The following is a 21,934-nucleotide window of genomic DNA, read 5'->3' on the forward strand; positions in this document are numbered from 1 at the left end:
CATGCCCGAACGCGAGAGTGCTTCCCCCCAGCACGATCCGGACGCCCGGCTGGGCGACCTGTTCGAGAACCTTCCCGACCCGACACCGCAGATCCCGACGGTCGACAACACGCCGCCGCCCCCTGGCTCCCGCAGAGCAGCGCGCGAAGCGGCCACGAACGGCGCGACCCTCCCGGCCGACGACTCGGCGCGTGAGTCGGAGAGCGTGCCATCCGGCGAAGACACCGCCACGCGAGCGTTCCCGGTCTCGGGCGGTTCCGTGGCGACGGAAGACACATCGGCCGGTGCCCCGGCGGCGCGCGATTCCGTGCGTGACGCGTCCGCCGATGCAGTGCTGGCCGACGGCGAGGGTGCGCCCTCGTCCGCCCCGTCGACCAGTGAGGGCACGCCCGGTGCCACCGCGACGGTCACCGCTGCGGCCGTGCCCGGCGCGCGCCTCGAAGACCTGTTCCACGCGCCTCCGGAGGATGACGGCGGCAGCCGCCCACCGAAGAAGAAGCGTCGCAAGGGCTGCCTCATCGCACTGATCATCGTTCTGGCAGTTCTCGGCGGCATCGTCGGCGGCGGTGTCTGGGCATGGAACACGTTCGGTGACAAGATCAGCGACGCCCTCGGCTGGGGCGAGCCCGCGGACTGGGAGGCCGGTCAGGCCACCGGCGAGGTGCTCGTCACCATCAAGGAGGGCGATACCGGGGCTCCCGTCTCCACCGCGCTCTACGAGGCCGGCGTCACGCGCACCGACGAGGTCTTCTACGACTACCTCGTCACGGAGAACGTCGCGGTCACGTTCTACCCGGGCATCTACCGGCTGCAGGAGAAGATGACGGCCGCGGCCGCGCTGGAGGCCATCCAGAATCCCGACAACAAGCTCGAGCATTCGGCCAGCATCGGCGAGGGAGCGACGATCGAGTCCTCGCTGCCGGGCATGGCCGAGTCGCTCGGCATGCCGATCGAGGAGCTGCAGGCCGCTGTCGATGCCGACCCGGCGACGTACGGCGTCAACGCGCCGAGCCTCGAGGGCTGGCTGTTCCCCGCCGTGTACACGTTCGACCCCGATGCCACGGCGACCCAGGTCATCCAGCGCATGGTCGATCGCACGAACGAATCGCTGAACGCGGCGGGCGTCCCCGCCGAGGATGCGGAGCGCATCCTGACCATCGCGTCGATCATCCAGCGCGAGGGCCGGACGGCGGACTTCGCGAAGGTGTCGAGGGTCATCCAGAACCGTCTCGACATCGACATGAAGCTCCAGATGGACTCCACGGCGCAGTACGGCTACGGCTCCCTGCACGAGGGAGTGGTCTCGAGCTCGGCGGAGGCCCTCGAGGACCCCAACGACTGGAACACCTACGTGCACACGGGGCTGCCGGTCACTCCGATCGCGAGTCCCAGCGACGCCGCGATCAAGGCGGCCATGAATCCGGAGGACGGCCCGTGGCTGTACTTCGTCACGATCAACCTCGCCACCGGTGAGACGCAGTTCTCGGAGACGTACGAGGAGCACCTGCAGGGCGTGGCGAAGTGGGAGCAGTGGTGCCAGGAGAACCCCGACGGCGGGTGCTCGGCCGGATGACCCGGCGGCACCTCGCGGTCTGGGGAGACCCGATCGCGCATTCGCGGTCGCCCCAGCTGCACGCGGCGGCCTATGCGGTGCTCGGTCTCGACTGGGAGTACACGAGGCGTCGCGTCGACGAGCACGGATTCCCGGGTGCCCTGGATTCCCTCGACGGCTCCTGGCTCGGGCTCTCGCTGACGATGCCGCTCAAGGAGCAGGCCCATCGCGCGGCGCAGGTGCTGGATCGGGCGGCCCAGCTGACCGGTGCCGTCAACACCCTCCTGCTGGACGGATCTCGCCGCGGATTCAACACCGACGTCGGCGGGATCGTCGATGCGCTCGGAGAGCAGCGACTGCACGGCCTCGACCGCGTGCGCATCCTCGGGGCGGGCGCGACGGCCGCCTCGGCGCTGGTGGCGCTCGTCGAGGCCGGTGCGCGGACCATCGAGGTGCGGGCCCGTCGGCCCTCGCGTGCGGCCGACCTGGTCGCGCTCGGTGAGCGCCTGGAGGTCACAGTGACCGACGCCGGCTTCGACGACGCCGCGCCTTCGGTCGATCTCACGCTGGCGACCCTGCCCGGCGGCGCCGCGCTCGACGACGACACGACGGCGAGGCTGGGCGACACCGGAGGCGCGCTCTTCGACGTCGCGTACGCGCCGTGGCCGTCCGCGCTCGCGTCCGCATGGACCGGGGGTCCGACGATCTCCGGCGAGGGGATGCTGCTGCACCAGGCCGTGCGCCAGATCCGTCTCTTCCACCACGGTGATCAGCACATCGCACTGCCGTCGGAGACGGCGGTCATCGATGCCATGCGGGCTGCTCTGCGACCCTAGGACGACACGCGGCGCGAACCGAGGCGAAACGCGTGGGAGACTGGAGCAATGCTCCGCGTGCTCACGGCCGGCGAATCGCACGGTCCAGAACTCATTGCCGTCATGGAGGGACTGCCCTCGGGCGTCCCCGTCTCCTCCGAGGCGATCCAGGCCGACCTGGCGCGTCGCAAGCTCGGCTACGGTCGCGGCTCGCGGATGAAGTTCGAACAGGACGAGCTGACGCTCTCCGGCGGCGTGCGGCACGGGAAGAGCCTCGGCAGCCCCATCGCCCTGCGCATCGGCAACACCGAGTGGCCGAAGTGGATCGAGGTCATGAACCCCGAGCCCGTCGAGCTCACCGACAGGTCCCGTGGTCGCGGCGCACCGCTGACGCGCCCCCGCCCCGGGCACGCCGACCTCGTCGGCATGCAGAAGTACGACTTCGACGAGGCGCGCCCGATCCTCGAGCGGGCGAGTGCGCGCGAGACCGCCGCACGCGTCGCGCTCGGTGCGATCGCACGCTCGTTCCTCGGTGAGCTCGGCATCAGGCTCGTCAGCCACACCCTCTCGATCGGCCCGGTCCGGGTGCCCGAGGGATCTGCGCTGCCCACGCCCGACGACGTCGATGCGCTAGACGCGGATCCGCTGCGCTGCTTCGACGCCGCGACCTCCGCGCTGATGGTCGCCGAGGTCGATGACGCGAAGAAGGACGGCGACACACTCGGCGGCATCGTCGAGGTGCTCGCCTACGGCCTGCCCCCGGGACTCGGATCGCACGTGCACTGGGACCGCCGTCTCGATGCGCGTCTCGCCCAGGCCCTGATGAGCATCCAGGCGATCAAGGGCGTCGAGGTCGGCGACGGCTTCGAGACCACGCGTCGTCGCGGGTCCGCCGCGCACGATGAGCTGTTCGCGACCGTCGACGGCATCTCCCGCGGCTCAGATCGCGCCGGCGGCACCGAGGGCGGCATGTCCACCGGCACCGTGCTGCGGGTGCGCGCGGGCATGAAGCCGATCGCCACGGTGCCGCACGCGCTGCGCACGATCGACGTCGCGTCGGGCGAGGACGCCACCGCACACCACCAGCGCTCCGACGTGTGTGCGGTGCCCGCGGCCGGCGTCGTCGCCGAGGCGATGGTCGCGGTGGAGCTCGCCAACGCCGTGCTCGAGAAGTTCGGCGGCGACAGCATCCGCGAGACCCGCCGCAACCTCGAGGGGTACCTCGAGGGGATCCCGGCGGAACTGCGCACCACGCCCGCATCCGAGGCGGCGCTCATCGCCCATGACGAGCGCGGCTGACCCGCTGACGCTGGTGCTGGTCGGCCCGATGGCCGCCGGCAAGACCAGTGTCGGTCGTCGCGTCGCGCGCACCCTGTCGGTGCCCTTCGTCGACACCGACAAGCGCGTCGCGTTGGCGCACGGACCCATCCCGGCGATCTTCGCCGATCACGGCGAGGACCACTTCCGCGCTCTGGAGCGGGCCGAGGTCGAGGCGGCTCTCGACGCGCCCGCCGGCGGCGTGATCTCGCTCGGCGGCGGCGCGGTGACGGATGCCGGCACGCGAGCGCTGCTCCGTGAGCGGCCCGTCGTGTTCCTCACGGTGACGCCGGAGGCGGTGGCGGACCGGATCCGCAGCGGAGGCCGACCGCTGCTGGAGGGCGACGACCCCGTCGGTCGCTGGACGCAGATCTTCGAAGAACGACGGAGCTGGTACGACGAGGTGGCGTCCGTGACGTTCGACACGTCGCGCCGCCCCATGCATCGCATCGCCGCGGACATCGCGGCATGGAGGAGAGAACTGAGATGACGACGACGACCATCAGCGTGACGGGGGAGAGCCCGTACGACATCGCGATCGGACGGGGGATCCTCGACCGCGTCTCCGCAGCGCTGGACCCGGGGGTGCGCAAGGTCCTCGTCGTGCACCCGCCGACCCTGGCCGCCAGGGCCGCGGAGCTGCGCGACCGTCTGCTCGCCGACACCGAGAACGGCCCCCGCGAGGTGCTGCTCGCCGAGGTGCCCGATGCCGAGCAGGGCAAGCGCATCGAGGTCGCCGCCTTCTGCTGGCAGGTCATGGGGCAGGCGGACTTCACCCGCTCGGACGCCGTCGTGGGGTACGGCGGGGGCGCGGTCACGGATCTCGCCGGCTTCGTCGCGGCGACCTGGCTGCGCGGCGTGCAGCTCGTGCAGGTGCCCACCACGGTGCTGGGACTCGTCGACGCATCGGTGGGGGGCAAGACCGGGATCAACACCGCCGAGGGCAAGAACCTCGTCGGCGCCTTCTGGGCGCCGCGTGCGGTGATCGGCGACCTCGACGAGCTGGCGAGCCTCAGCCCGAACGAGGCGACCGCGGGGTTCGCGGAGGTGGTGAAGGCGGGGTTCATCTGGGCGCCGGAGATCCTCGACATCGTCGAGGCGGACCCGGCGCGCGCCGTCGACACGACCACACCGGAGTTCCGTCGTGCCGTGGAGCTCGCGATCGACATGAAGGCCAAGGTCGTCTCCGACGACTTCCGCGAGGCCGGTCAGCGCGAGATCCTCAACTACGGACACACGCTCGGCCACGCCATCGAGCACGCCGAGCGCTACCGCTGGCGCCATGGTGCGGCGGTCTCGATCGGCATGCTCTACGCGGCGGAGCTGTCGCGTCTCGCCGGGCGCCTCTCGGACTCCGCAGCCGAACGGCACCGCACGATCCTGGACTCCCTCGGGCTGCCCACCGGCTACCGCGCCGGCGCCTGGCCGCAGCTGCTGGCGACCATGCAGCGCGACAAGAAGAGCCGTGGCGGCATGCTGCGGTTCATCCTGCTCGACGACATCGCCAAGCCCACGGTGCTGCAGGCGCCCGACGAGTCGCTGCTGTTCGCCGCATATCAGGAGATCGGCGAATGACCAGGCGGATGCTGCTGGTCAACGGGCCGAATCTCAACCTGCTGGGCAGTCGTGAGCCCGAGGTCTACGGCACCGCGACGCTGGACGACGTCGAGCAGCTGACGGCCGATGCCGCCGCCGCCGAGGGCTTCGAGCTGCGCGCGGTGCAGAGCAACCACGAGGGCGTGCTGATCGACGCCATCCACGCGGCTCGCGCGGACTGCGCGGCGATCGTCATCAATCCCGGAGGGCTCACGCACACCTCGGTGTCGCTGCGCGATGCGCTCACGGGCGTCGCTCTGCCGTTCGCCGAGGTGCACATCTCCGACGTCTACGCCCGCGAGGAGTTCCGACACCATTCGTACCTGCACGACGTGGCCGCGGTGCGGGTGATCGGCGAAGGCGTCGGAGGGTACGCGAGCGCGGTGCGGCAGCTCGCGGCGCTCATCCCGTAGAATCGACTGTCGGCCCACCCGTCCATCCGGATGTGAGCGGCCCCCAGACTCGAGAAACGGAAAGCCCAGCGCATGGCATCTACCGCAGACATCAAGAACGGCGTCGTCCTCAGCATCGATGGGCAGCTCTGGAGCGTCATCGAGTTCCAGCACGTCAAGCCGGGCAAGGGCGGTGCGTTCGTCCGCACCAAGCTGAAGAACGTCGTCTCGGGCAAGGTCGTCGATCGCACCTACAACGCCGGCGCGAAGATCGAGATCGAGAACGTCGACCGTCGTGACTTCACGTACCTGTACACTGACGGCGACGGGTACGTCTTCATGGACCAGAGCGACTTCGACCAGATCACCGTTCCGGCCGCCACGGTCGGCGACGCGAAGAACTTCCTGCTCGAGAACCAGCAGGTCACGATCGCACTGAACAACGGCAACCCGCTGTACATCGACCTGCCGGCATCCGTCGTGCTCGAGATCACCTACACGGAGCCGGGCCTGCAGGGCGACCGCTCGTCGGCCGGCACCAAGCCCGCCACGCTCGAGACCGGATACGAGATCCAGGTCCCGCTGTTCGTCGAGGCCGGCACCAAGGTCAAGGTCGACACGCGCACCAGCGACTACCTCGGTCGCGAGAAGTAAGGCGTGAGCGCACGCACGAAGGCGCGCAAGCGCGCGCTCGACATCCTCTTCTCCGCCGATGTCCGCGGCGACGAGCTCTCGGTCACTCTGGCCGCCGAGGCACGACGCGCGGCGAGCGAACCCGCTCGCGAGGCGTCCTGGCTTTACGCCCGTGAGATCGTCGACGGCATCATCGATCACGGTGACGAGATCGACGAGCAGATCACGACTCACAGCCGCGACTGGAAGCTGGAGCGGATGCCCGCGGTCGATCGCGCCCTGCTGCGCATCGGCGTCTGGGAGATCCTCTTCAACGACCAGGTGCCCACAGCGGTGGCGATCGACGAGGCCGTGGAACTGGCCAAGGAGTTCTCGACTGACGATTCCGGCGCATTCGTGCACGGCGTGCTCGCACGCGTCTTCCGCGCCGCCTGAGCACCGACGGCCACCGCGGCATCCCCGATGTCGGGGGTCGCGGGAAGGATGGGACCATGTCCGCGCCACACGTCGATCTGCGTGATCTCATGCACATCACGGACGTCGGCGGTTACCAGCGCGGTCTCGCGTACTTCCGCGCCGGCAACGTGCTCGATGTCGTGTGGCATGAGGAACTGCTCGAGCTCGAGGGGCACGTGCAGGGCAGCGGTGACGCGCAGTACGTGACCGGGATCGCGTTCGGCTCGTCGAACGGCACCCGACGCATGCGCACGACACGGTGCACGTGCCCGGTGCGCACCGGATGCAAGCACGTCGTCGCGACCGTGCTCGCGTCGAACGTGCACGAGTACTCCCAGCAGTCCGCCGCGCTGCAGGTGCCGAGCCCGACACCGGTGACACCCCCGCGTGCAGCGGCTCCCGCCTCGTGGCGCAGTCTGCTCGGCGCCTCGGTCGAACGGCTGCCGCAGCAGCTGGCGCTGGGAGTCGAGCTGCGCCACCGCGAGTCCCGGGCAGAGAACCACTGGGGCCCGAGGCCCGTGCGCGCGGCCGTGCCGCGGGACCTCGCACGCCAGGAGGGTGAACTGCTCCTGGCGATCCGACCGCTCATGCGCAGCGCCCAGACAGGGTCGTGGATCCAGGGCGGCGCAGGGTGGGACGCCGTTCGTCGCGACGCCGCGCAGTTCGGGCGCGAGCAGAACCGCTGGTTCAGCGACCTGCTCAGCATCTCCCGTGATTCGCTCCTCTCCGGGAACGCCGGGGAGTGGCTGGTGCTCGACCAGGTCGAGTCCCCGCTGCTGTGGGGCCAGCTGCGCTCGGGTGCCGACGTCGGCATCCCGCTGGTGGCGAGTCAGAAGAGCACCTCCGTGCGGATGGCGACATCCGCCGACGTCTCGGCGCGGATCACCCGTGGCGACGACGGCGCTCTGACCGTGGCCGCCGAGGTGCGGGTCGACGACGTCGAGATCCCGGCGGGGGCGTCGCACCCGATCGGACGCACGGGGCTGTACACGGCTCGCTTGGTCGGCGCTCGGATCGAGATCGTGCTCGCCGAGACCGCACTCAGCGAGCAGACCAGGGCGCTGCTCGCGACACCGGCGCCCATCGTCGTGCCGGCGGCCGACGAGCAGGCGTTCCTCAGCGACGCCTATCCGCTTCTCGCGCGCCGCAGCGCGGTGCGGGCGGCGGGCGACCTCTCCCTTCCCGAGGTGCCGGCGCCGGAGCCCGCGCTGACGCTCACCTACGAACGTGGCGACGTGGTCGACTACTCGTTCGAGTGGTCGTACGGCCGCTTCGGCCGCGTGCCCTTCGCCTGGAACGGTGCGGGCGTGCGCGATGCCGAGGCCGAGTCCGCGCTCCGCGCGGGCATCGAGAGCGTCTGGCAGGAGTTCCGCACCACGAACTTCCGTCCCGCCGGATCGCTGCACGACATCGATGCGGCCGCCTTCGTCGCGGAGTGCGTGCCCGCTCTCGAGGCGATCGGCGTCTCGGTCACCTCGAAGGGCACGCGCAAGGAGTACCGCGAGCTGACGGGCGACCCGCAGGTCAAGGTCACGACCGTCGAGACGACCGATTCCGACTGGTTCGACCTCGGCATCCTGGTGACGATCGATGGCAGACGCATCCCCTTCGGCCCGCTGTTCACGGCGCTGAGCCGGGGGCGCAAGAAGCTGCTGCTCTCCGACGGCGGGTACTTCTCGCTCAGCCATCCTGCGCTCGATCGCCTCCGCGATCTGATCGAGGAGGCGGGCGAGCTCGACGAGTGGGAGACGGGCCCGCGGATCAGTCGCTATCAGATCGATCTCTGGGAGGAGTTCGAGGATCTCGCCGACGAGGCCGAGCCGGCGGTGAGCTGGCGCGCCACGGCCGATGGGCTCCGCCAGGCCACGGGCGTGCCCGAGACGGCCGTGCCCGCCGGTCTGGTCGCCGAGCTGCGGCCGTATCAGAAGTCCGGCTTCGACTGGCTCGCCTTCCTCTGGCGCCATCGGCTCGGCGGGATCCTCGCCGACGACATGGGGCTGGGCAAGACCCTCCAGCTGCTGACCTTCATCCAGCACACGCGGGAGCAGGGTGAGACACGGCCGTTCCTGGTGCTCGCCCCGACCTCGGTGCTGGGGACCTGGCGCTCGGAGGCCGCCCGCTTCACCCCGGGGTTGCGCGTCGTGGTGGTCGACAGCACCAGCGGCAAGCGCGCGGGGGTGCTTCGGGCCGCGGCGGCATCCGCCGACCTGGTGGTGAGCTCGTACACGGTCGCGCGGCTCGACGAGGAGGAGTTCCGCTCGATCGGATGGGCTGCGCTCATCCTCGACGAGGCCCAGTTCGTCAAGAATCCGAAGACCAGGCTGCACCGCGCGATCTCATCGTTCTCGGCGGAGGTGACGTACGCGGTCACCGGCACGCCGATGGAGAACAGCCTCTCGGAGCTCTGGTCGCTGCTCAAGCTCGCCGCGCCCGGTCTGTTCCCCTCTGCGCGCAAATTCAAGGACCGCTACATCCAGCCGATCGAGAAGGGCAAGGTTCCCGAGAACGCTGAGGGCGGGGAGTATCGCGCCCACCGCCTCGCCCAACTGCGCCGACGTGTGCGACCGCTCATGCTGCGCCGCACGAAGGAGCTGGTGGCGCCCGACCTCCCCGCCAAGCAGGAACAGCTGCTCGAGGTCGAGTTGAGTCCCGATCACCGCGCCCTCTACGACGTCGTGCTGCAGAGGGAACGCCAGAAGGTGCTCGGTCTGCTCGACGACCTCGATCGCCATCGCTTCATCGTGTTCCGCTCGCTCACGCTGCTGCGGATGCTGAGTCTCGCGCCCGCGCTGATCGACGAGGCCCATGCCGAGATCGGATCGAGCAAGCTCGACACCCTGCTCGAACGGGTGCGCGAACTGCAGGCCGAGGGGCATCGCGCGCTGGTGTTCAGCCAGTTCACCTCCTTCCTCGATCTCGCCGCCGCGAGACTCGAGGAGGCCGGCATCCCCTACGCACACCTCGACGGATCGACCAGGCACCGCGAGCGGGTGATCGACGGATTCAAGGCTGGTCAGCAGCCGGTGTTCCTCATCAGCCTCAAGGCCGGCGGGTTCGGTCTGACCCTGACGGAGGCCGACTACGTCTTCCTGCTCGACCCCTGGTGGAATCCCGCGGCGGAGGAGCAGGCCATCGACCGCACGCACCGGATCGGACAGACGAGCCAGGTGTTCGTGTACCGGATGATCGCGACGGGCACGATCGAGGAGAAGGTGCTCGAGCTGCAGCGCCGCAAGGCCCGGCTGTTCACCGCGGTGATGGACGACGATGAGCTGTTCGCCCAGTCGCTCACGTCGGACGACATCAAGGGCCTGTTCGACGACAACTGATTTCTCCCGGCCGGGTCACCGCGTCCGCCCAGGACCCCGCCGGTAGAATCGAACGTCGGACTTCAGGAGGAATGCATGCGGATCACGGGACTCGGCCACGCCGGGATGTTCATCGAGACGGTGGGCGGGAACATCATCTGCGACCCGGTCCTCGGCCCCTCGTTCTTCGGCTCCTGGTTCCCCTTCCCCGACAATCGCGGCCTCGACTGGGAGCGGTTCGGCCGTGACGCGGACTTCCTCTACATCTCGCACCGGCACCGCGACCACTTCGACCCTGCGCTGCTCGAGCGCTACATCCGCAAGGACATCGAGGTGCTGCTTCCCGAGTACCCGATCGACGATCTCGAGCAGGACATTAGGGCGCTCGGCTACACGAACATCACGCATGCCCCGGCCGGGCAGATCATCGAGCGGGGCGACCTGAAGATCATGATCACCCCGCTGCGCGCCCCGAGCGACGGCCCGATCGGCGACTCGTCGCTCAGCGTCGACGACGGGACGGGGTCGGTGCTCAATCAGAACGACTCGCACCCGCTCGACCTCGACACCCTGCTGCACTTCGGCAAGCCCGACGCGTACTTCACGCAGGTCTCGGGCGCCATCTGGTGGCCGATGGTCTACGACCTGCCGCTCGACGCGAAGCAGAACTTCGCGAAGCTCAAGCGCGATGCGCAGAACAAGCGCGCGATGTACTACATCGACAAGGTCGACGCCCCGCACGTGTTCCCGATGGCGGGACCCCCCATGTTCCTCCGCGACGACCTCTTCGACTTCAACGGCCTCGGACGCAACGGAGAGTCGATCTTCACCGACCAGAAGCAGTTCCTCGCGCACATGAAGGAGCTGTCGCCCCAGTACGACGGCCACCTGTTCGTGCCGGGCACGGTGGTCACCGTCGCCGGGGGAGAGGTCGCCACCGAGCAGACGCTGTACACCGACCAGGAGCTCTCGCACATCTTCGACGAGAAGTGGAACTACCTCGAGGAGCAGCGCGCGACCCGTCAGCAGGAGATCCGCGACGAGGAGGCCTCGCGAGCCGAGATCATCCCGCCGGCCGAGATGCTCGAGGCGCTCAAGGGCTGGTGGGAGCCGCTGCTGAAGAAGTCGCGCACCATCCGTCTCGGCGTCGGCGGCGCCGTACGGTTCCGGATCGGCGAGCTCGACATGGTCGTCGACTTCCCCCGGGCCAAGGTCCGTGAGTACGCGGGCGAGGAGTGCATCTACTGGTACACGATCCCCGCCGATCTCGTGTCGACCAACATCCGCGACCACGAGATCGACTGGTCGAACTCGATCTTCCTGTCGATGCAGTTCCAGGTCGGGCGCAGCGGCAAGTTCAACGAGTTCCTCACGACGTTCCTCAAGTGCCTCTCGGTCGACCGCATCGAGTACGTCGAGAACTGGTACCAGGAGCAGACCGACCAGACCGAGGACGCCGAGATCGGCGACTGGGTCGTGCAGCGCCGGTGCCCGCATCTGCGTGCGGACCTGACGAAGACCGGCAAGGTCGACGACGACGGGATCCTCACCTGCAGCATGCACGACTGGAAGTGGGACCTGAACACCGGTCGCTGCCTGTCGACCAGCGGGCACCCGATCCGCTCCACCAAGATCGACGAGGTCACCGACGCCGTGCTCAGTGAGGCCGGGTGACGGTGGTGCGCACCGCACACCGTGACGGCTCCGGGCGTCGCGCGCGCACCTCGCGGCTGGGTCGGCGGGGCACGCTGCGCGGAGCGCGCTGGATCGTCCGCTCGGACGCCTCCCGACTCGTCTCCATAGCCACCGAGTTCCTGGAGGCCGAAGGATTCGAGCGTCGCGCCGACGGGTTCGCTCACACGCTCGATTCGCAGGGGTCGGAGTGGAGTGCGGCGGCTCTGGAGATCGGTGACGAAGAGGGCTCGCGCCGCGGCATCTGGAGGAGCCTGTTCCTCGACGACCTGCCGATCCCGTTGCCGCGGGCGCTGCAGCACGTCATCCCGCCGACACTGGTGGTCGTCGCCTCGCGTCATGTCGCCAAGGGAGTGGCCGAGCTCGTGGTGTTCCCGCACGCCTCGCGCCGCGGTGACTCCGACTACTCGTGGGCGGCGGGTCCGCGCATCGCGAGAGCGCTCGAGGGCATCACCGCCGCGGCGGGGGCAGAGGGCGCCATGCTCTCCCACGAGTCCCTGCGCGCGCTTCCCGACGACGGATCGCCGGCCTCGCAGGCGGTCGTCCGCGAGGTGCTGGGGTGGCGCTGAGGTCACGCTAGACTGGGGGCATCAAGCAACCTTTAACACCGTCCTGTGAGGCGGAGAAGGGAGCGGCTGATGAGTGCACGCACCGTCTTGCACGAAGCCGATATCTCGCGGGCTCTGACCCGTATCGCGCACGAGATCCTCGAATCGAACCGAGGGGCTGAGAACCTCGTCCTGCTGGGCATTCCGACCCGCGGCGTCACGCTCGCCCATCGCCTGGCCGCCGCCATCGGTGAGATCGCACACACGACCGTTCCGGTCGGCGCGCTGGATGTGACGCTGTTCCGCGACGACCTCGCATCGCAGCCCACCCGATCGCCCCGCCCGACCGCGATCCCCGCAGGCGGCATCGACGGCAGGACCGTGGTCCTGGTGGACGACGTGCTGTTCTCGGGCCGCAGCATCCGCGCGGCACTCGACGCGCTGCAGTCCATCGGACGCCCCGCCGCGGTGCGCCTGGCCATCCTCGTCGACCGAGGACACCGCGAGCTGCCGATCCGTCCGGACTTCGTCGGCAAGAACATCCCCTCGTCCCGTCAGGAGCGCGTCAACGTGCGCCTCGCCGAGGACGACGGGACCGAGGGGGTGACGATCGAGGCATGAGACACCTGCTCGACACCCGCACCCTCGACCGCGCGACGGCACTGCGCATCCTCGACGTCGCCGAGGACATGTCGGACACGCAGTCCCGCGAGGTCAAGAAGCTCCCGACCCTGCGCGGCAAGACCGTCGTGAACCTCTTCTTCGAGGACTCCACCCGCACGCGCATCTCCTTCGAGGCCGCCGCCAAACGCCTCTCGGCCGATGTGATCAACTTCGCCGCCAAGGGGTCGAGCGTCTCCAAGGGCGAGAGCCTGAAGGACACCGCCCAGACCCTGCAGGCGATGGGGGCCGACGCCGTCGTCATCCGCCACCCCGCCTCCGGCGCTCCGCAGACCCTCGCCACGAGCGGCTGGATCTCGGCCGGAGTCGTCAACGCCGGGGACGGCACGCACGAGCATCCGACCCAGGCCCTGCTGGATGCCTTCACGATCCGCAAGCGCCGCTTCGGCGCGGAGAGCCGGGGGCGCGACCTCCGCGGCGTCCGCGTCGTGATCGTCGGCGATGTGCTGCACTCCCGTGTCGCCCGCTCGAACGTCTGGCTGCTCGCCACCCTCGGCGCGGAGGTCACTCTGGTCTCTCCTCCCACGCTCGTTCCGCAGAACGTGTCGCTGTGGCCCGCGAAGGTCGTCTACGACCTCGACGAGGCCCTCGCCGAGTCGCCGGACGCGGTCATGATGCTGCGCATCCAGCTCGAGCGGATGAACGCCGCGTATTTCCCGACTGAGCGGGAGTATTCCCGGCGATGGGGTCTCGACGCACGGCGAGTGGCCGGTCTGCCGGACGGTAGCATTGTGATGCACCCCGGACCCATGAACCGCGGGTTGGAGATCTCCTCGGAAGCCGCCGATTCGCCACGGTCCACCGTGCTCGAACAGGTGACGAACGGGGTGTCCGTCCGGATGGCGGTGCTGTACCTGCTTCTGGCAGGAGAACGAGACGACGAACGAGGGGGAGACCAGTGAACGAGACCCTCGTGATCACCGGCGCACGGCTTCTCGGCGCGGAGAGCGCCGACATCATCGTCGAGAACGGCGTGATCGCCGAGATCGGCACCGGACTCTCGCGTTCCGGCGCCCGGGTCCTCGACGCCGCCGGGCTCGTCGCACTCCCGGGCCTGGTCGACCTGCACACGCATCTGCGCGAGCCCGGATACGAGGCGTCCGAGACGATCCTCACCGGCACTCGCGCCGCCGCGTCAGGCGGATTCACCGCGGTGTTCGCGATGCCCAACACCTCGCCGGTCGCCGACACCGCCGGCGTGGTCGAGCAGGAGCTCGCCCTCGGCGAGGCCGCGGGCTATGCCACGGTCCAGCCGATCGGCGCCGTGACCGTGGGGCAGAAGGGCGAACGGCTCGCCGAGCTCGGAGCCATGGCCACCTCCCGCGCCCGGGTGCGGGTGTTCAGCGATGACGGGTTCTGCGTGTTCGACCCCCTGATCATGCGTCGCGCGCTGGAGTACGTGAAGTCGTTCGGCGGGGTCATCGCACAGCACGCGCAGGATCCCCGACTCACCGAGGGCGCCCAGATGAACGAGGGCACCGTGTCGGCCGAGCTGGGTCTCGCCGGATGGCCGGCGGTGGCCGAGGAGTCGATCATCGCCCGCGACGTGCTGCTGGCGGAGCACGTCGGCTCGCGTCTGCACGTCTGCCACCTGTCGACCGCGGGGTCGGTGGACATCATCCGCTGGGCCAAGAAGCGCGGCATCGACGTCACTGCCGAGGTCACACCGCACCACCTGCTGCTGACCGACGAGCTGGTGCGCGGCTACGACGCGCGCTACAAGGTCAACCCGCCGCTGCGCCGCGAGGAGGACGTGCTCGCCGTGCGCGAGGGACTCGCCGACGGCACGATCGACATCGTCGCGACGGACCACGCACCGCACCCCAGCGAGAGCAAAGCGTGCGAGTGGCAGGCGGCGGCGAACGGCATGGTCGGCCTCGAGAGCGCCCTGCGCGTCGTGCACCAGTCGATGGTCCAGACCGGTCTGATCGGCTGGGAGGACGTCGCGCGTGTGATGAGCGCCGCCCCGGCGCGCATCGGCCGCCTCTCCGGGCACCGGACGCCCCTCGAGGTCGGCGCCCCCGCACACATCGCGCTGTACGACGCGTCGGTCGCCGGCGTCTTCACCGAGTCCGACCTCCACGGGCGCAGCGTGAACTCGCCGTACCTCGGGCGCGACCTGCCCGGTCGCGTCGAGTACACCGTGCACGGCGGACTGCTGACCGTCGACGGCGGCACCGTGGTCGAGGAGCTGCGCGCATGATCCCCAGGGATCTCGCCATCGCGATCATGATCGGGCTGGCCGTCTTCGTCCTCGCCGCGATGTTCTTCGCGTGGCGGCGACGACTCCGACGCGATTCGGGTCTCGCGGCGCCGCTCGGGGTTCCCGAGCACGCGGAGGTCCTCGACCGGCGCGAGGTGCTGTACGTCTCGACGACCCGGCACGAGCAGCCGCTGGAGAGACTGGCCATCCGCCCCCTGACCTACCGGGCGCGGGGTGAGGCCGCGATCACCGACCGCGGGCTGGCCCTCTGCCTCGATGGAGCGCCGACGGTCTTCCTCGGGGCCGCACGCCTCATCGGGGTCGATCGGGCGTCCGTCACGATCGACCGTGTGGTCGAGCCCGGTGGCCTCGTGCGGGTCTCGTGGACCGCCGACGACGGCACGCCCGTCGATTCCTACCTCCGTCTCACCGACGGGGATCCCCAGAACTTCATCGCAGAACTGCAGCGACTCGTCCCCGCCTCGGGCGCCACGGACGACACCGCCGCCCACGACACAGGAGCACCGTCATGACAGCCCTCCCCGAACCCGCCGTCCTCGTCCTCGAAGACGGGACCCGCCATGTCGGTCGCGCTTACGGCGCGCTCGGAACCACGCTCGGCGAGGTCGTCTTCGCCACCGGCATGTCCGGTTACCAGGAGACGCTCACCGACCCCTCGTACGCCGGCCAGATCGTGCTGCAGACGGCACCCCACATCGGCAACACCGGCATGAACGACGAGGACACCGAGTCCCGGCGCATCTGGGTCGCCGGATACATCGTGCGCGATCCCTCACGCGTGGTGTCGAACTGGCGCGCGAACGCGTCGCTCGACGAGGTGCTCGTTCAGGACGCGATCGTCGGCATCAGCGGCATCGACACCAGGTCGGTCACCCGCCACATCCGCGCCGCGGGTTCCATGCGCGGGGGCATCTTCTCGGGAGACGCGGCGAAGACCGACGCCGACGAGCAGCTGCGCATCGTCCGCGAGGCGCCGCAGATGGCCGGCCGCAACCTCTCGGCCGAGGTCTCGGTGGAGGCCACGGAGGTGACGCCGGCGGTGGGCGAGAAGGTCGGCAACCTCGCCGTCCTCGACCTCGGCGTCAAGCAGGCGACGATCGACAACCTCGCCGCCCGTGGGTTCGAGGTGCACGTGCTTCCGCAGGACGTCACGATCGACGGCATCCGCGCGATCGAGCCCGTCGCGGTGTTCTACTCCAACGGCCCCGGAGACCCCGCGGCCTCGGGCGACCACGTCGAGCTGCTGCGTGCGGTGCTCGACGACGGGCTGCCGTTCTTCGGGATCTGCTTCGGCAACCAGCTGCTCGGCCGTGCACTCGGCCTCGGCACGTACAAGCTGCCGTTCGGGCACCGCGGCATCAACCAGCCCGTGCTCGACAAGTCGACGGGGCGGGTCGAGATCACCGCACACAACCACGGCTTCGCCGTCGACGCCCCGCTGGAGGGCTCCTTCGACAGCCCGAACGGCTACGGCAAGGTCGAGGTCAGCCACGTCGGGCTGAACGACAACGTGGTGGAGGGTCTCCGCGCGCTCGACATCCCCGCGTTCTCCGTGCAGTACCACCCGGAGGCGGCCGCAGGCCCCCACGACGCCAACTACCTCTTCGACCGATTCCGCGACATGGTCGTCGACACCCAGAAGGACGCCAAGTAATGCCCAAGCGCGACGACATCAACTCCGTTCTCGTCATCGGCTCCGGCCCGATCGTCATCGGTCAGGCCTGCGAGTTCGACTACTCCGGCACCCAGGCGTGCCGCGTCCTCCGCGAGGAGGGGGTCAGGGTCATCCTGGTCAACTCCAACCCCGCCACGATCATGACCGATCCGGACTTCGCCGACGCGACCTACATCGAGCCGATCACCTGGCAGGTCATCGAGACCATCATCGCCAAGGAGCGTCCGGACGCGATCCTGCCGACCCTCGGCGGTCAGACCGCCCTGAACGCCGCGATCGAGCTGCACAACCACGGCATCCTCGAGAAGTACGACGTCGAGCTGATCGGTGCGAGCTTCGAGGCGATCAACAAGGGCGAGGACCGCCAGGTCTTCAAGCAGCTGGTGCTGGATGCCGGCGCCGACGTGGCGCGCAGCATCATCGCGCACACGATGGACGACCTGCTCGAGGGTGCCGCCGAGCTGGGCTACCCGCTCGTCGTCCGCCCGTCGTTCACCATGGGCGGTCTCGGCTCCGGGTTCGCCTACGACGAGCAGGACCTCCGTCGCATCGGTGGAGCGGGTCTGCGCGATTCCCCGACCACCGAGGTGCTCCTGGAGGAGTCCATCCTCGGCTGGAAGGAGTACGAGCTCGAGCTCATGCGCGACACCGCCGACAACACGGTCGTCGTCTGCTCGATCGAGAACGTCGATCCCGTCGGCGTCCACACCGGCGACTCGATCACGGTGGCACCCGCGCTCACCCTCACCGACCGCGAGTACCAGAACATGCGCGACATCGGCATCGACATCATCCGCGCGGTGGGCGTGGACACGGGCGGCTGCAACATCCAGTTCGCGGTCGACCCCAGCAACGGGCGCATCATCGTCATCGAGATGAACCCGCGCGTCTCGCGCTCCAGCGCGCTGGCCTCGAAGGCGACGGGATTCCCGATCGCGAAGCTCGCGGCGAAGCTCGCCCTCGGCTACCGGCTCGACGAGATCCCCAACGACATCACGGGTGTGACCCCGGCGAGCTTCGAGCCGACGCTCGACTATGTCGTGGTCAAGGTGCCGCGGTTCGCGTTCGAGAAGTTCCCCGCCGCCGACGCCACGCTCACCACGACCATGAAGTCGGTCGGCGAGGCGATGGCGATCGGACGCAACTACGCGACCGCGCTGCAGAAGGCGCTCCGCTCGCTCGAGAAGCGCGGCTCCAGCTTCCACTGGGGCGCCGAGGAGCGTTCGGTAGAGCAGCTGCTCGAGATCTCGAAGGTGCCGACCGACGGGCGCATCGTCACCCTGCAGCAGGCGCTGCGCAAGGGCGCGACGATCGAGCAGGCCTTCGACGCCACGGCGATCGACCCGTGGTTCATCGACCAGATCGTGCTCATCAACGAGGTCGCGGAGATCGTCCGCACGGCCCCGGAGCTCGACGCCGCCACCCTGCGGTACGCCAAGGAGCACGGCTTCTCCGACGCGCAGATCGCGCAGCTGCGCGGCGACGACGAGGCCGAGATCCGCGGCGTGCGCCACGGATTCGGCATCCGGCCCGTGTACAAGACGGTCGACACCTGTGCGGGCGAGTTCCCGGCTCTCACCCCGTACCACTACTCGAGCTACGACGTCGAGACCGAGGTGGCGCCCTCGGAGCGCACGAAGGTGGTGATCATCGGGTCGGGCCCGAACCGCATCGGTCAGGGCGTCGAGTTCGACTACTCGTGCGTGCACGCCTCGTTCGCGCTGTCGGATGCCGGGTTCGAGACCGTCATGGTCAACTGCAACCCCGAGACCGTCTCGACGGACTACGACACCTCCGATCGCCTCTACTTCGAGCCGCTCACCCTGGAGGACGTGCTCGAGGTGCTGGACGCGGAAGCCGCCAGCGGCACCATCCTCGGCGTCGTCTGCCAGCTCGGCGGCCAGACCCCGCTCGGACTCGCGAAGGGCATCGAGGCCGCCGGCTACACGGTGCTCGGCACCAGCCCCGCGGCGATCGACATCGCGGAGGAGCGGGAGCTCTTCTCGCAGCTGCTCGATTCGGCGGGCCTCATCGCTCCGCGTCACGGCACCGCCGTCGACGCCGACGGCGCGGTCGCGGTCGCCGAGGAGATCGGCTACCCCGTGCTCGTGCGCCCGAGCTTCGTGCTCGGCGGTCGCGGCATGGAGATCGTCTACGACACGGCGTCGCTGCGCGACTACTTCGTGCGCACCGCCGACGAGGTCGTCATCGAGGAGGGCAAGCCGCTCCTGGTCGACCGCTTCCTCGATGACGCGATCGAGCTCGACGTCGACGCTCTCTACGACGGCACCGATCTGTTCATCGGCGGCGTCATGGAGCACCTCGAAGAGGCGGGCATCCACTCCGGCGACTCCAGCTGCACGCTGCCGCCGGTGTCGCTCGGTCGCACCGACGTCGACCGCGTGCGCGAGGCCACGCTGGCGATCGCCGAGGGCGTCGGCGTGCGCGGCCTGCTGAACGTGCAGTTCGCGATCAGCGCCGGCGTGCTCTACGTCATCGAGGCCAACCCGCGCGCCAGCCGCACGGTGCCGTTCGTCTCCAAGGCGCTCGGCATTCCGATGGCCAAGGCCGCGAGCCGCGTGATGGCCGGATCGACGATCGCGGAACTGCGCGCCGAGGGCATGCTGCCCGCGCAGGACGGCTCGCGGGTGCCGCTCGACGCGCCGGTCTCCGTCAAGGAGGCCGTGCTGCCGTTCAAGCGGTTCCGCACCGCCGACGGCAAGACGGTCGACTCCATCCTCGGCCCGGAGATGCGCTCGACGGGTGAGGTCATGGGCATCGACCGCGACTTCCCGACCGCGTTCGCCAAGAGCCAGGCCGCCGCGTACGGCGGCATGCCGACCTCCGGGACGGTGTTCATCTCGGTCGCCGACTCCGACAAGCGCGCGGTGATCCTGCCGGCCCACCGCCTGCAGCAGCTCGGCTTCACGATCGTGGCCACCGAGGGCACCGCCGAGATCCTCTCGCGCAACGGCATCGCCGTCACCGTGGTGGAGAAGTACAGCGAGACCCAGGAGTCGGGGGCGACCAACATCGTCGACCTGATCAACGACGGCTCGATCGACATCGTCGTGAACACCCCCTCGGGCGGTGCGGCACGGGCCGACGGGTACGAGATCAGGGCCGCGGCGGTCGCGGCGGACAAGGCGCTGTTCACCACGATGGCCGTGCTCGGTGCCGCGGTGAGCGGCATGGACGCGGCGCACGAGGGCTTCCAGGTCAAGAGCCTGCAGGAGTACGCCCTCGACCGGAAGGCCGCGGTGTGAGCATCCGCTTCGGCGAACGCATCCGCACGACCCTCGCCGAGTGGGGACCGCTGTGTGTGGGCATCGACCCCCATGCAGCGCTCCTCGCGGCGTGGGGCCTCGCCGACGACGCCTCCGGCGCGCGGGAGTTCGGGCTGAGGACCGTCGAGGCGGCGGCTGGCCGCGTCGGTGTCGTCAAGCCGCAGGTGTCGTTCTTCGAGCGCTTCGGCTCGTCGGGCTTCGCCGCGCTCGAAGAGGTGCTGGCCGCCGCACGTGCGGCGGGACTGGTCGTGATCGCCGATGCGAAGCGCGGAGACATCGGCTCGACGATGGACGCGTACGCCGACGCCTGGCTGACGCCGGGCTCACCTCTCGAAGCGGATGCCCTCACAGTCAATCCATTCCTCGGGGTCGGTGCCCTCGACGGCGCCTTCTCGCTCGCGCAGCAGCACGGAAAGGGCCTGTTCGTGCTCGCCGCGACGAGCAATCCCGAGGCGGAGGCGCTGCAGCGCTCCGTCTCGGAGACGGGACGAGTGGTGTCCGCCGACATCGTCTCGGTCGTCTCCGCCCGCAACGCCGAGCACATCGGCGCGGGGGAGTGGGGCAGCTTCGGCTTCGTGATCGGGGCCACGGTGGATTGGACGGATGCCGGCATCGCGGCGTTCGCCCCGATCGCGCCCATCCTCGCTCCGGGCTTCGGCACGCAGGGGGCGACGCCGTCCGATCTGCACCGCCGGTTCGGGTCCATGAGCGACGCGGTCCTCGCGAGCGAGAGCCGCAGCATCCTCTCGGCCGGGCCAACGGGCCTCGCCGCAGCCATCGACGCGCGCGTCGCAGAGTACAGGGAGGTCGGCCGTGGCTGAGTCTCGTCCGGTTCCCGAGGTCGACCGCGCGGCGGCCGCGCGCAAAGCGGTCGAGCGACGACGCGCCCGTGCGTCGCTCAAGCGCGACCTGACCACGCGGGTCGTCACCCCGCAGACCGTGCTGCGGCGGGCGACGGCGGATCCGGACTCCGTCGAGGGTTCCCTGCGGATCACCGACTTCCTGCTCGCCCTCCCGGCGATCGGCGCGGGAAAGCGCGACCGCATCCTCGACGAGCTGCACATCTCGTCGGTCAAGCGCCTCGGCGGCCTCGGCGTTCGTCAGCGCGCCGCGCTGTCCGGATGGCTCGACACGCGCTTCCCCGTGACGGAGCCCCGGGGCGCGCGCAGCCGGCTGCTCGTGCTTGCCGGCCCCACCGCGGTCGGCAAGGGCACGGTCGCGGCCCACATCCGCGAGCACAACCCCGAGATCCACCTCTCCGTCTCGGCCACGACGAGAGCGCCGCGCCCTGGCGAGGTCGACGGCGTGCACTACTACTTCGTGGATGACGCCGAGTTCGATCGGCTGATCGAGCAGGACGAGCTGCTCGAATACGCGGTGGTGCACAACCGATCGCGCTACGGCACGCCGCGTGCGCCCATCGACGCCGCTCTGGCCGAGGGCAGGACGGTGCTGCTCGAGATCGATCTGCAGGGCGCACGCCAGGTCCGCCGCGCCGAACCGGCCGCCACCCTCATCTTCCTGCTGCCGCCGACCTGGGACGAACTCGTGCAGCGACTGGTCGGCCGCGGCACCGAGGGCGCCGAGGAACGGGCGCGTCGACTGCGCACGGCGAAGGTCGAACTGGCCGCCCAGAACGAGTTCGACCACCTCATCGTGAACGAGGACGTCGCCGCTGCCGCCGCCGAGGTCGTAGAATTGTCTCTGAGCTCTGCGCGCTGACACGATTTCGGGGATCTTTCCACATCCGGTCCCTGA

19 protein-coding genes are annotated in these 21,934 nt (G+C 69.7%); all 19 read left to right on the forward strand.

Going from position 1 to position 21,934, the window contains the following annotated elements:
• Window position 1 precedes the first annotated feature (1 nt).
• The 19 genes from mltG (at window position 2) to gmk (ending at window position 21,898) form a co-directional block, all read left to right on the forward strand.
• The gene (gene mltG / locus FQ142_RS08850) at window positions 2-1,573 is read left to right on the forward strand and encodes an endolytic transglycosylase MltG (RefSeq protein ID WP_149423017.1); all 1,572 of its coding nucleotides are present in this window, start codon (window positions 2-4) and stop codon (window positions 1,571-1,573) included.
• Window positions 1,534-2,388 (forward strand): shikimate dehydrogenase, encoded by an 855-nt coding sequence (locus tag FQ142_RS08855; protein WP_316502251.1) that lies wholly within the window; start codon window positions 1,534-1,536, stop codon window positions 2,386-2,388. The genes mltG and FQ142_RS08855 overlap by 40 nt, the downstream gene beginning before the upstream one ends.
• A 48-nt stretch (window positions 2,389-2,436) precedes the next feature.
• Window positions 2,437-3,666 (forward strand): chorismate synthase, encoded by a 1,230-nt coding sequence (aroC, locus tag FQ142_RS08860; RefSeq protein WP_149423018.1) that lies wholly within the window; start codon window positions 2,437-2,439, stop codon window positions 3,664-3,666.
• Entirely contained in the window at window positions 3,650-4,174 is a 525-nt protein-coding gene (locus FQ142_RS08865; protein WP_149423019.1) for a shikimate kinase, read from the forward strand. Before aroC ends, FQ142_RS08865 begins: the two co-directional genes overlap by 17 nt.
• Window positions 4,171-5,259, forward strand: a complete 1,089-nt coding sequence (aroB, locus tag FQ142_RS08870; RefSeq protein WP_149423020.1) for a 3-dehydroquinate synthase — start codon at window positions 4,171-4,173, stop codon at window positions 5,257-5,259. The genes FQ142_RS08865 and aroB overlap by 4 nt, the downstream gene beginning before the upstream one ends.
• On the forward strand, window positions 5,256-5,693 hold the full coding sequence (gene aroQ / locus FQ142_RS08875) for a type II 3-dehydroquinate dehydratase (RefSeq protein WP_056417611.1): 438 nt from the start codon (window positions 5,256-5,258) through the stop codon (window positions 5,691-5,693). The genes aroB and aroQ overlap by 4 nt, the downstream gene beginning before the upstream one ends.
• 72 nt (window positions 5,694-5,765) lie before the next feature.
• Window positions 5,766-6,326: an elongation factor P gene (efp, locus tag FQ142_RS08880; protein ID WP_045255088.1), complete on the forward strand. Its 561-nt coding sequence runs from the start codon at window positions 5,766-5,768 to the stop codon at window positions 6,324-6,326.
• Window positions 6,327-6,329: 3 nt separating this feature from the next.
• A complete protein-coding gene (gene nusB, locus FQ142_RS08885; RefSeq protein ID WP_045255089.1) occupies window positions 6,330-6,740 on the forward strand; it encodes a transcription antitermination factor NusB in 411 nt (136 codons plus the stop codon).
• A 56-nt stretch (window positions 6,741-6,796) separates the two neighbouring features.
• Window positions 6,797-10,090 carry a DEAD/DEAH box helicase gene (locus FQ142_RS08890; RefSeq protein ID WP_262492108.1) on the forward strand — a complete coding sequence of 1,098 codons (3,294 nt, stop codon included), beginning with the start codon at window positions 6,797-6,799 and terminating at the stop codon, window positions 10,088-10,090.
• Window positions 10,091-10,165: 75 nt separating this feature from the next.
• Window positions 10,166-11,743 (forward strand): Rieske 2Fe-2S domain-containing protein, encoded by a 1,578-nt coding sequence (locus FQ142_RS08895; RefSeq protein WP_149423021.1) that lies wholly within the window; start codon window positions 10,166-10,168, stop codon window positions 11,741-11,743.
• Window positions 11,740-12,330 carry a hypothetical protein gene (locus tag FQ142_RS08900; RefSeq protein ID WP_149423022.1) on the forward strand — a complete coding sequence of 197 codons (591 nt, stop codon included), beginning with the start codon at window positions 11,740-11,742 and terminating at the stop codon, window positions 12,328-12,330. The genes FQ142_RS08895 and FQ142_RS08900 overlap by 4 nt, the downstream gene beginning before the upstream one ends.
• 69 nt (window positions 12,331-12,399) lie before the next feature.
• On the forward strand, window positions 12,400-12,930 hold the full coding sequence (pyrR, locus tag FQ142_RS08905) for a bifunctional pyr operon transcriptional regulator/uracil phosphoribosyltransferase PyrR (protein WP_056417601.1): 531 nt from the start codon (window positions 12,400-12,402) through the stop codon (window positions 12,928-12,930).
• On the forward strand, window positions 12,927-13,892 hold the full coding sequence (locus FQ142_RS08910; protein WP_056417597.1) for an aspartate carbamoyltransferase catalytic subunit: 966 nt from the start codon (window positions 12,927-12,929) through the stop codon (window positions 13,890-13,892). The genes pyrR and FQ142_RS08910 overlap by 4 nt, the downstream gene beginning before the upstream one ends.
• Window positions 13,889-15,193 carry a dihydroorotase gene (locus FQ142_RS08915; RefSeq protein WP_149423023.1) on the forward strand — a complete coding sequence of 435 codons (1,305 nt, stop codon included), beginning with the start codon at window positions 13,889-13,891 and terminating at the stop codon, window positions 15,191-15,193. The genes FQ142_RS08910 and FQ142_RS08915 overlap by 4 nt, the downstream gene beginning before the upstream one ends.
• Entirely contained in the window at window positions 15,190-15,726 is a 537-nt protein-coding gene (locus tag FQ142_RS08920) for a hypothetical protein (protein ID WP_149423024.1), read from the forward strand. Before FQ142_RS08915 ends, FQ142_RS08920 begins: the two co-directional genes overlap by 4 nt.
• Complete coding sequence (gene carA, locus FQ142_RS08925) at window positions 15,723-16,868, forward strand: glutamine-hydrolyzing carbamoyl-phosphate synthase small subunit (RefSeq protein WP_149423025.1); 1,146 nt, start codon at window positions 15,723-15,725, stop codon at window positions 16,866-16,868. Before FQ142_RS08920 ends, carA begins: the two co-directional genes overlap by 4 nt.
• A complete protein-coding gene (carB, locus tag FQ142_RS08930; protein ID WP_149423026.1) occupies window positions 16,868-20,155 on the forward strand; it encodes a carbamoyl-phosphate synthase large subunit in 3,288 nt (1,095 codons plus the stop codon). The genes carA and carB overlap by 1 nt, the downstream gene beginning before the upstream one ends.
• A complete protein-coding gene (gene pyrF / locus FQ142_RS08935) occupies window positions 20,152-20,997 on the forward strand; it encodes an orotidine-5'-phosphate decarboxylase (RefSeq protein WP_149423027.1) in 846 nt (281 codons plus the stop codon). Before carB ends, pyrF begins: the two co-directional genes overlap by 4 nt.
• Window positions 20,990-21,898, forward strand: a complete 909-nt coding sequence (gmk, locus tag FQ142_RS08940) for a guanylate kinase (RefSeq protein ID WP_056417577.1) — start codon at window positions 20,990-20,992, stop codon at window positions 21,896-21,898. Before pyrF ends, gmk begins: the two co-directional genes overlap by 8 nt.
• Window positions 21,899-21,934 lie beyond the last annotated feature (36 nt).

The sequence above is a fragment of the Microbacterium sp. ANT_H45B genome (assembly GCF_008369345.1).
Classification (GTDB): Bacteria; Actinomycetota; Actinomycetes; order Actinomycetales; family Microbacteriaceae; genus Microbacterium.

Excerpts from the sequence above, each read along its gene's own strand:
- FQ142_RS08895 (WP_149423021.1), top strand. The coding sequence starts at position 10,166 with ATGCGGATCACGGGACTCGGCCACGCCGGGATGTTCATCGAGACGGTG.
- aroQ (WP_056417611.1), top strand. The coding sequence starts at position 5,256 with ATGACCAGGCGGATGCTGCTGGTCAACGGGCCGAATCTCAACCTGCTG.
- FQ142_RS08920 (WP_149423024.1), top strand. The coding sequence starts at position 15,190 with ATGATCCCCAGGGATCTCGCCATCGCGATCATGATCGGGCTGGCCGTC.
- FQ142_RS08865 (WP_149423019.1), top strand. The coding sequence starts at position 3,650 with ATGACGAGCGCGGCTGACCCGCTGACGCTGGTGCTGGTCGGCCCGATG.
- pyrR (WP_056417601.1), top strand. The coding sequence starts at position 12,400 with ATGAGTGCACGCACCGTCTTGCACGAAGCCGATATCTCGCGGGCTCTG.
- FQ142_RS08910 (WP_056417597.1), top strand. The coding sequence starts at position 12,927 with ATGAGACACCTGCTCGACACCCGCACCCTCGACCGCGCGACGGCACTG.
- aroC (WP_149423018.1), top strand. The coding sequence starts at position 2,437 with ATGCTCCGCGTGCTCACGGCCGGCGAATCGCACGGTCCAGAACTCATT.
- mltG (WP_149423017.1), top strand. The coding sequence starts at position 2 with ATGCCCGAACGCGAGAGTGCTTCCCCCCAGCACGATCCGGACGCCCGG.
- efp (WP_045255088.1), top strand. The coding sequence starts at position 5,766 with ATGGCATCTACCGCAGACATCAAGAACGGCGTCGTCCTCAGCATCGAT.
- carA (WP_149423025.1), top strand. The coding sequence starts at position 15,723 with ATGACAGCCCTCCCCGAACCCGCCGTCCTCGTCCTCGAAGACGGGACC.
- aroB (WP_149423020.1), top strand. The coding sequence starts at position 4,171 with ATGACGACGACGACCATCAGCGTGACGGGGGAGAGCCCGTACGACATC.
- FQ142_RS08890 (WP_262492108.1), top strand. The coding sequence starts at position 6,797 with ATGTCCGCGCCACACGTCGATCTGCGTGATCTCATGCACATCACGGAC.
- carB (WP_149423026.1), top strand. The coding sequence starts at position 16,868 with ATGCCCAAGCGCGACGACATCAACTCCGTTCTCGTCATCGGCTCCGGC.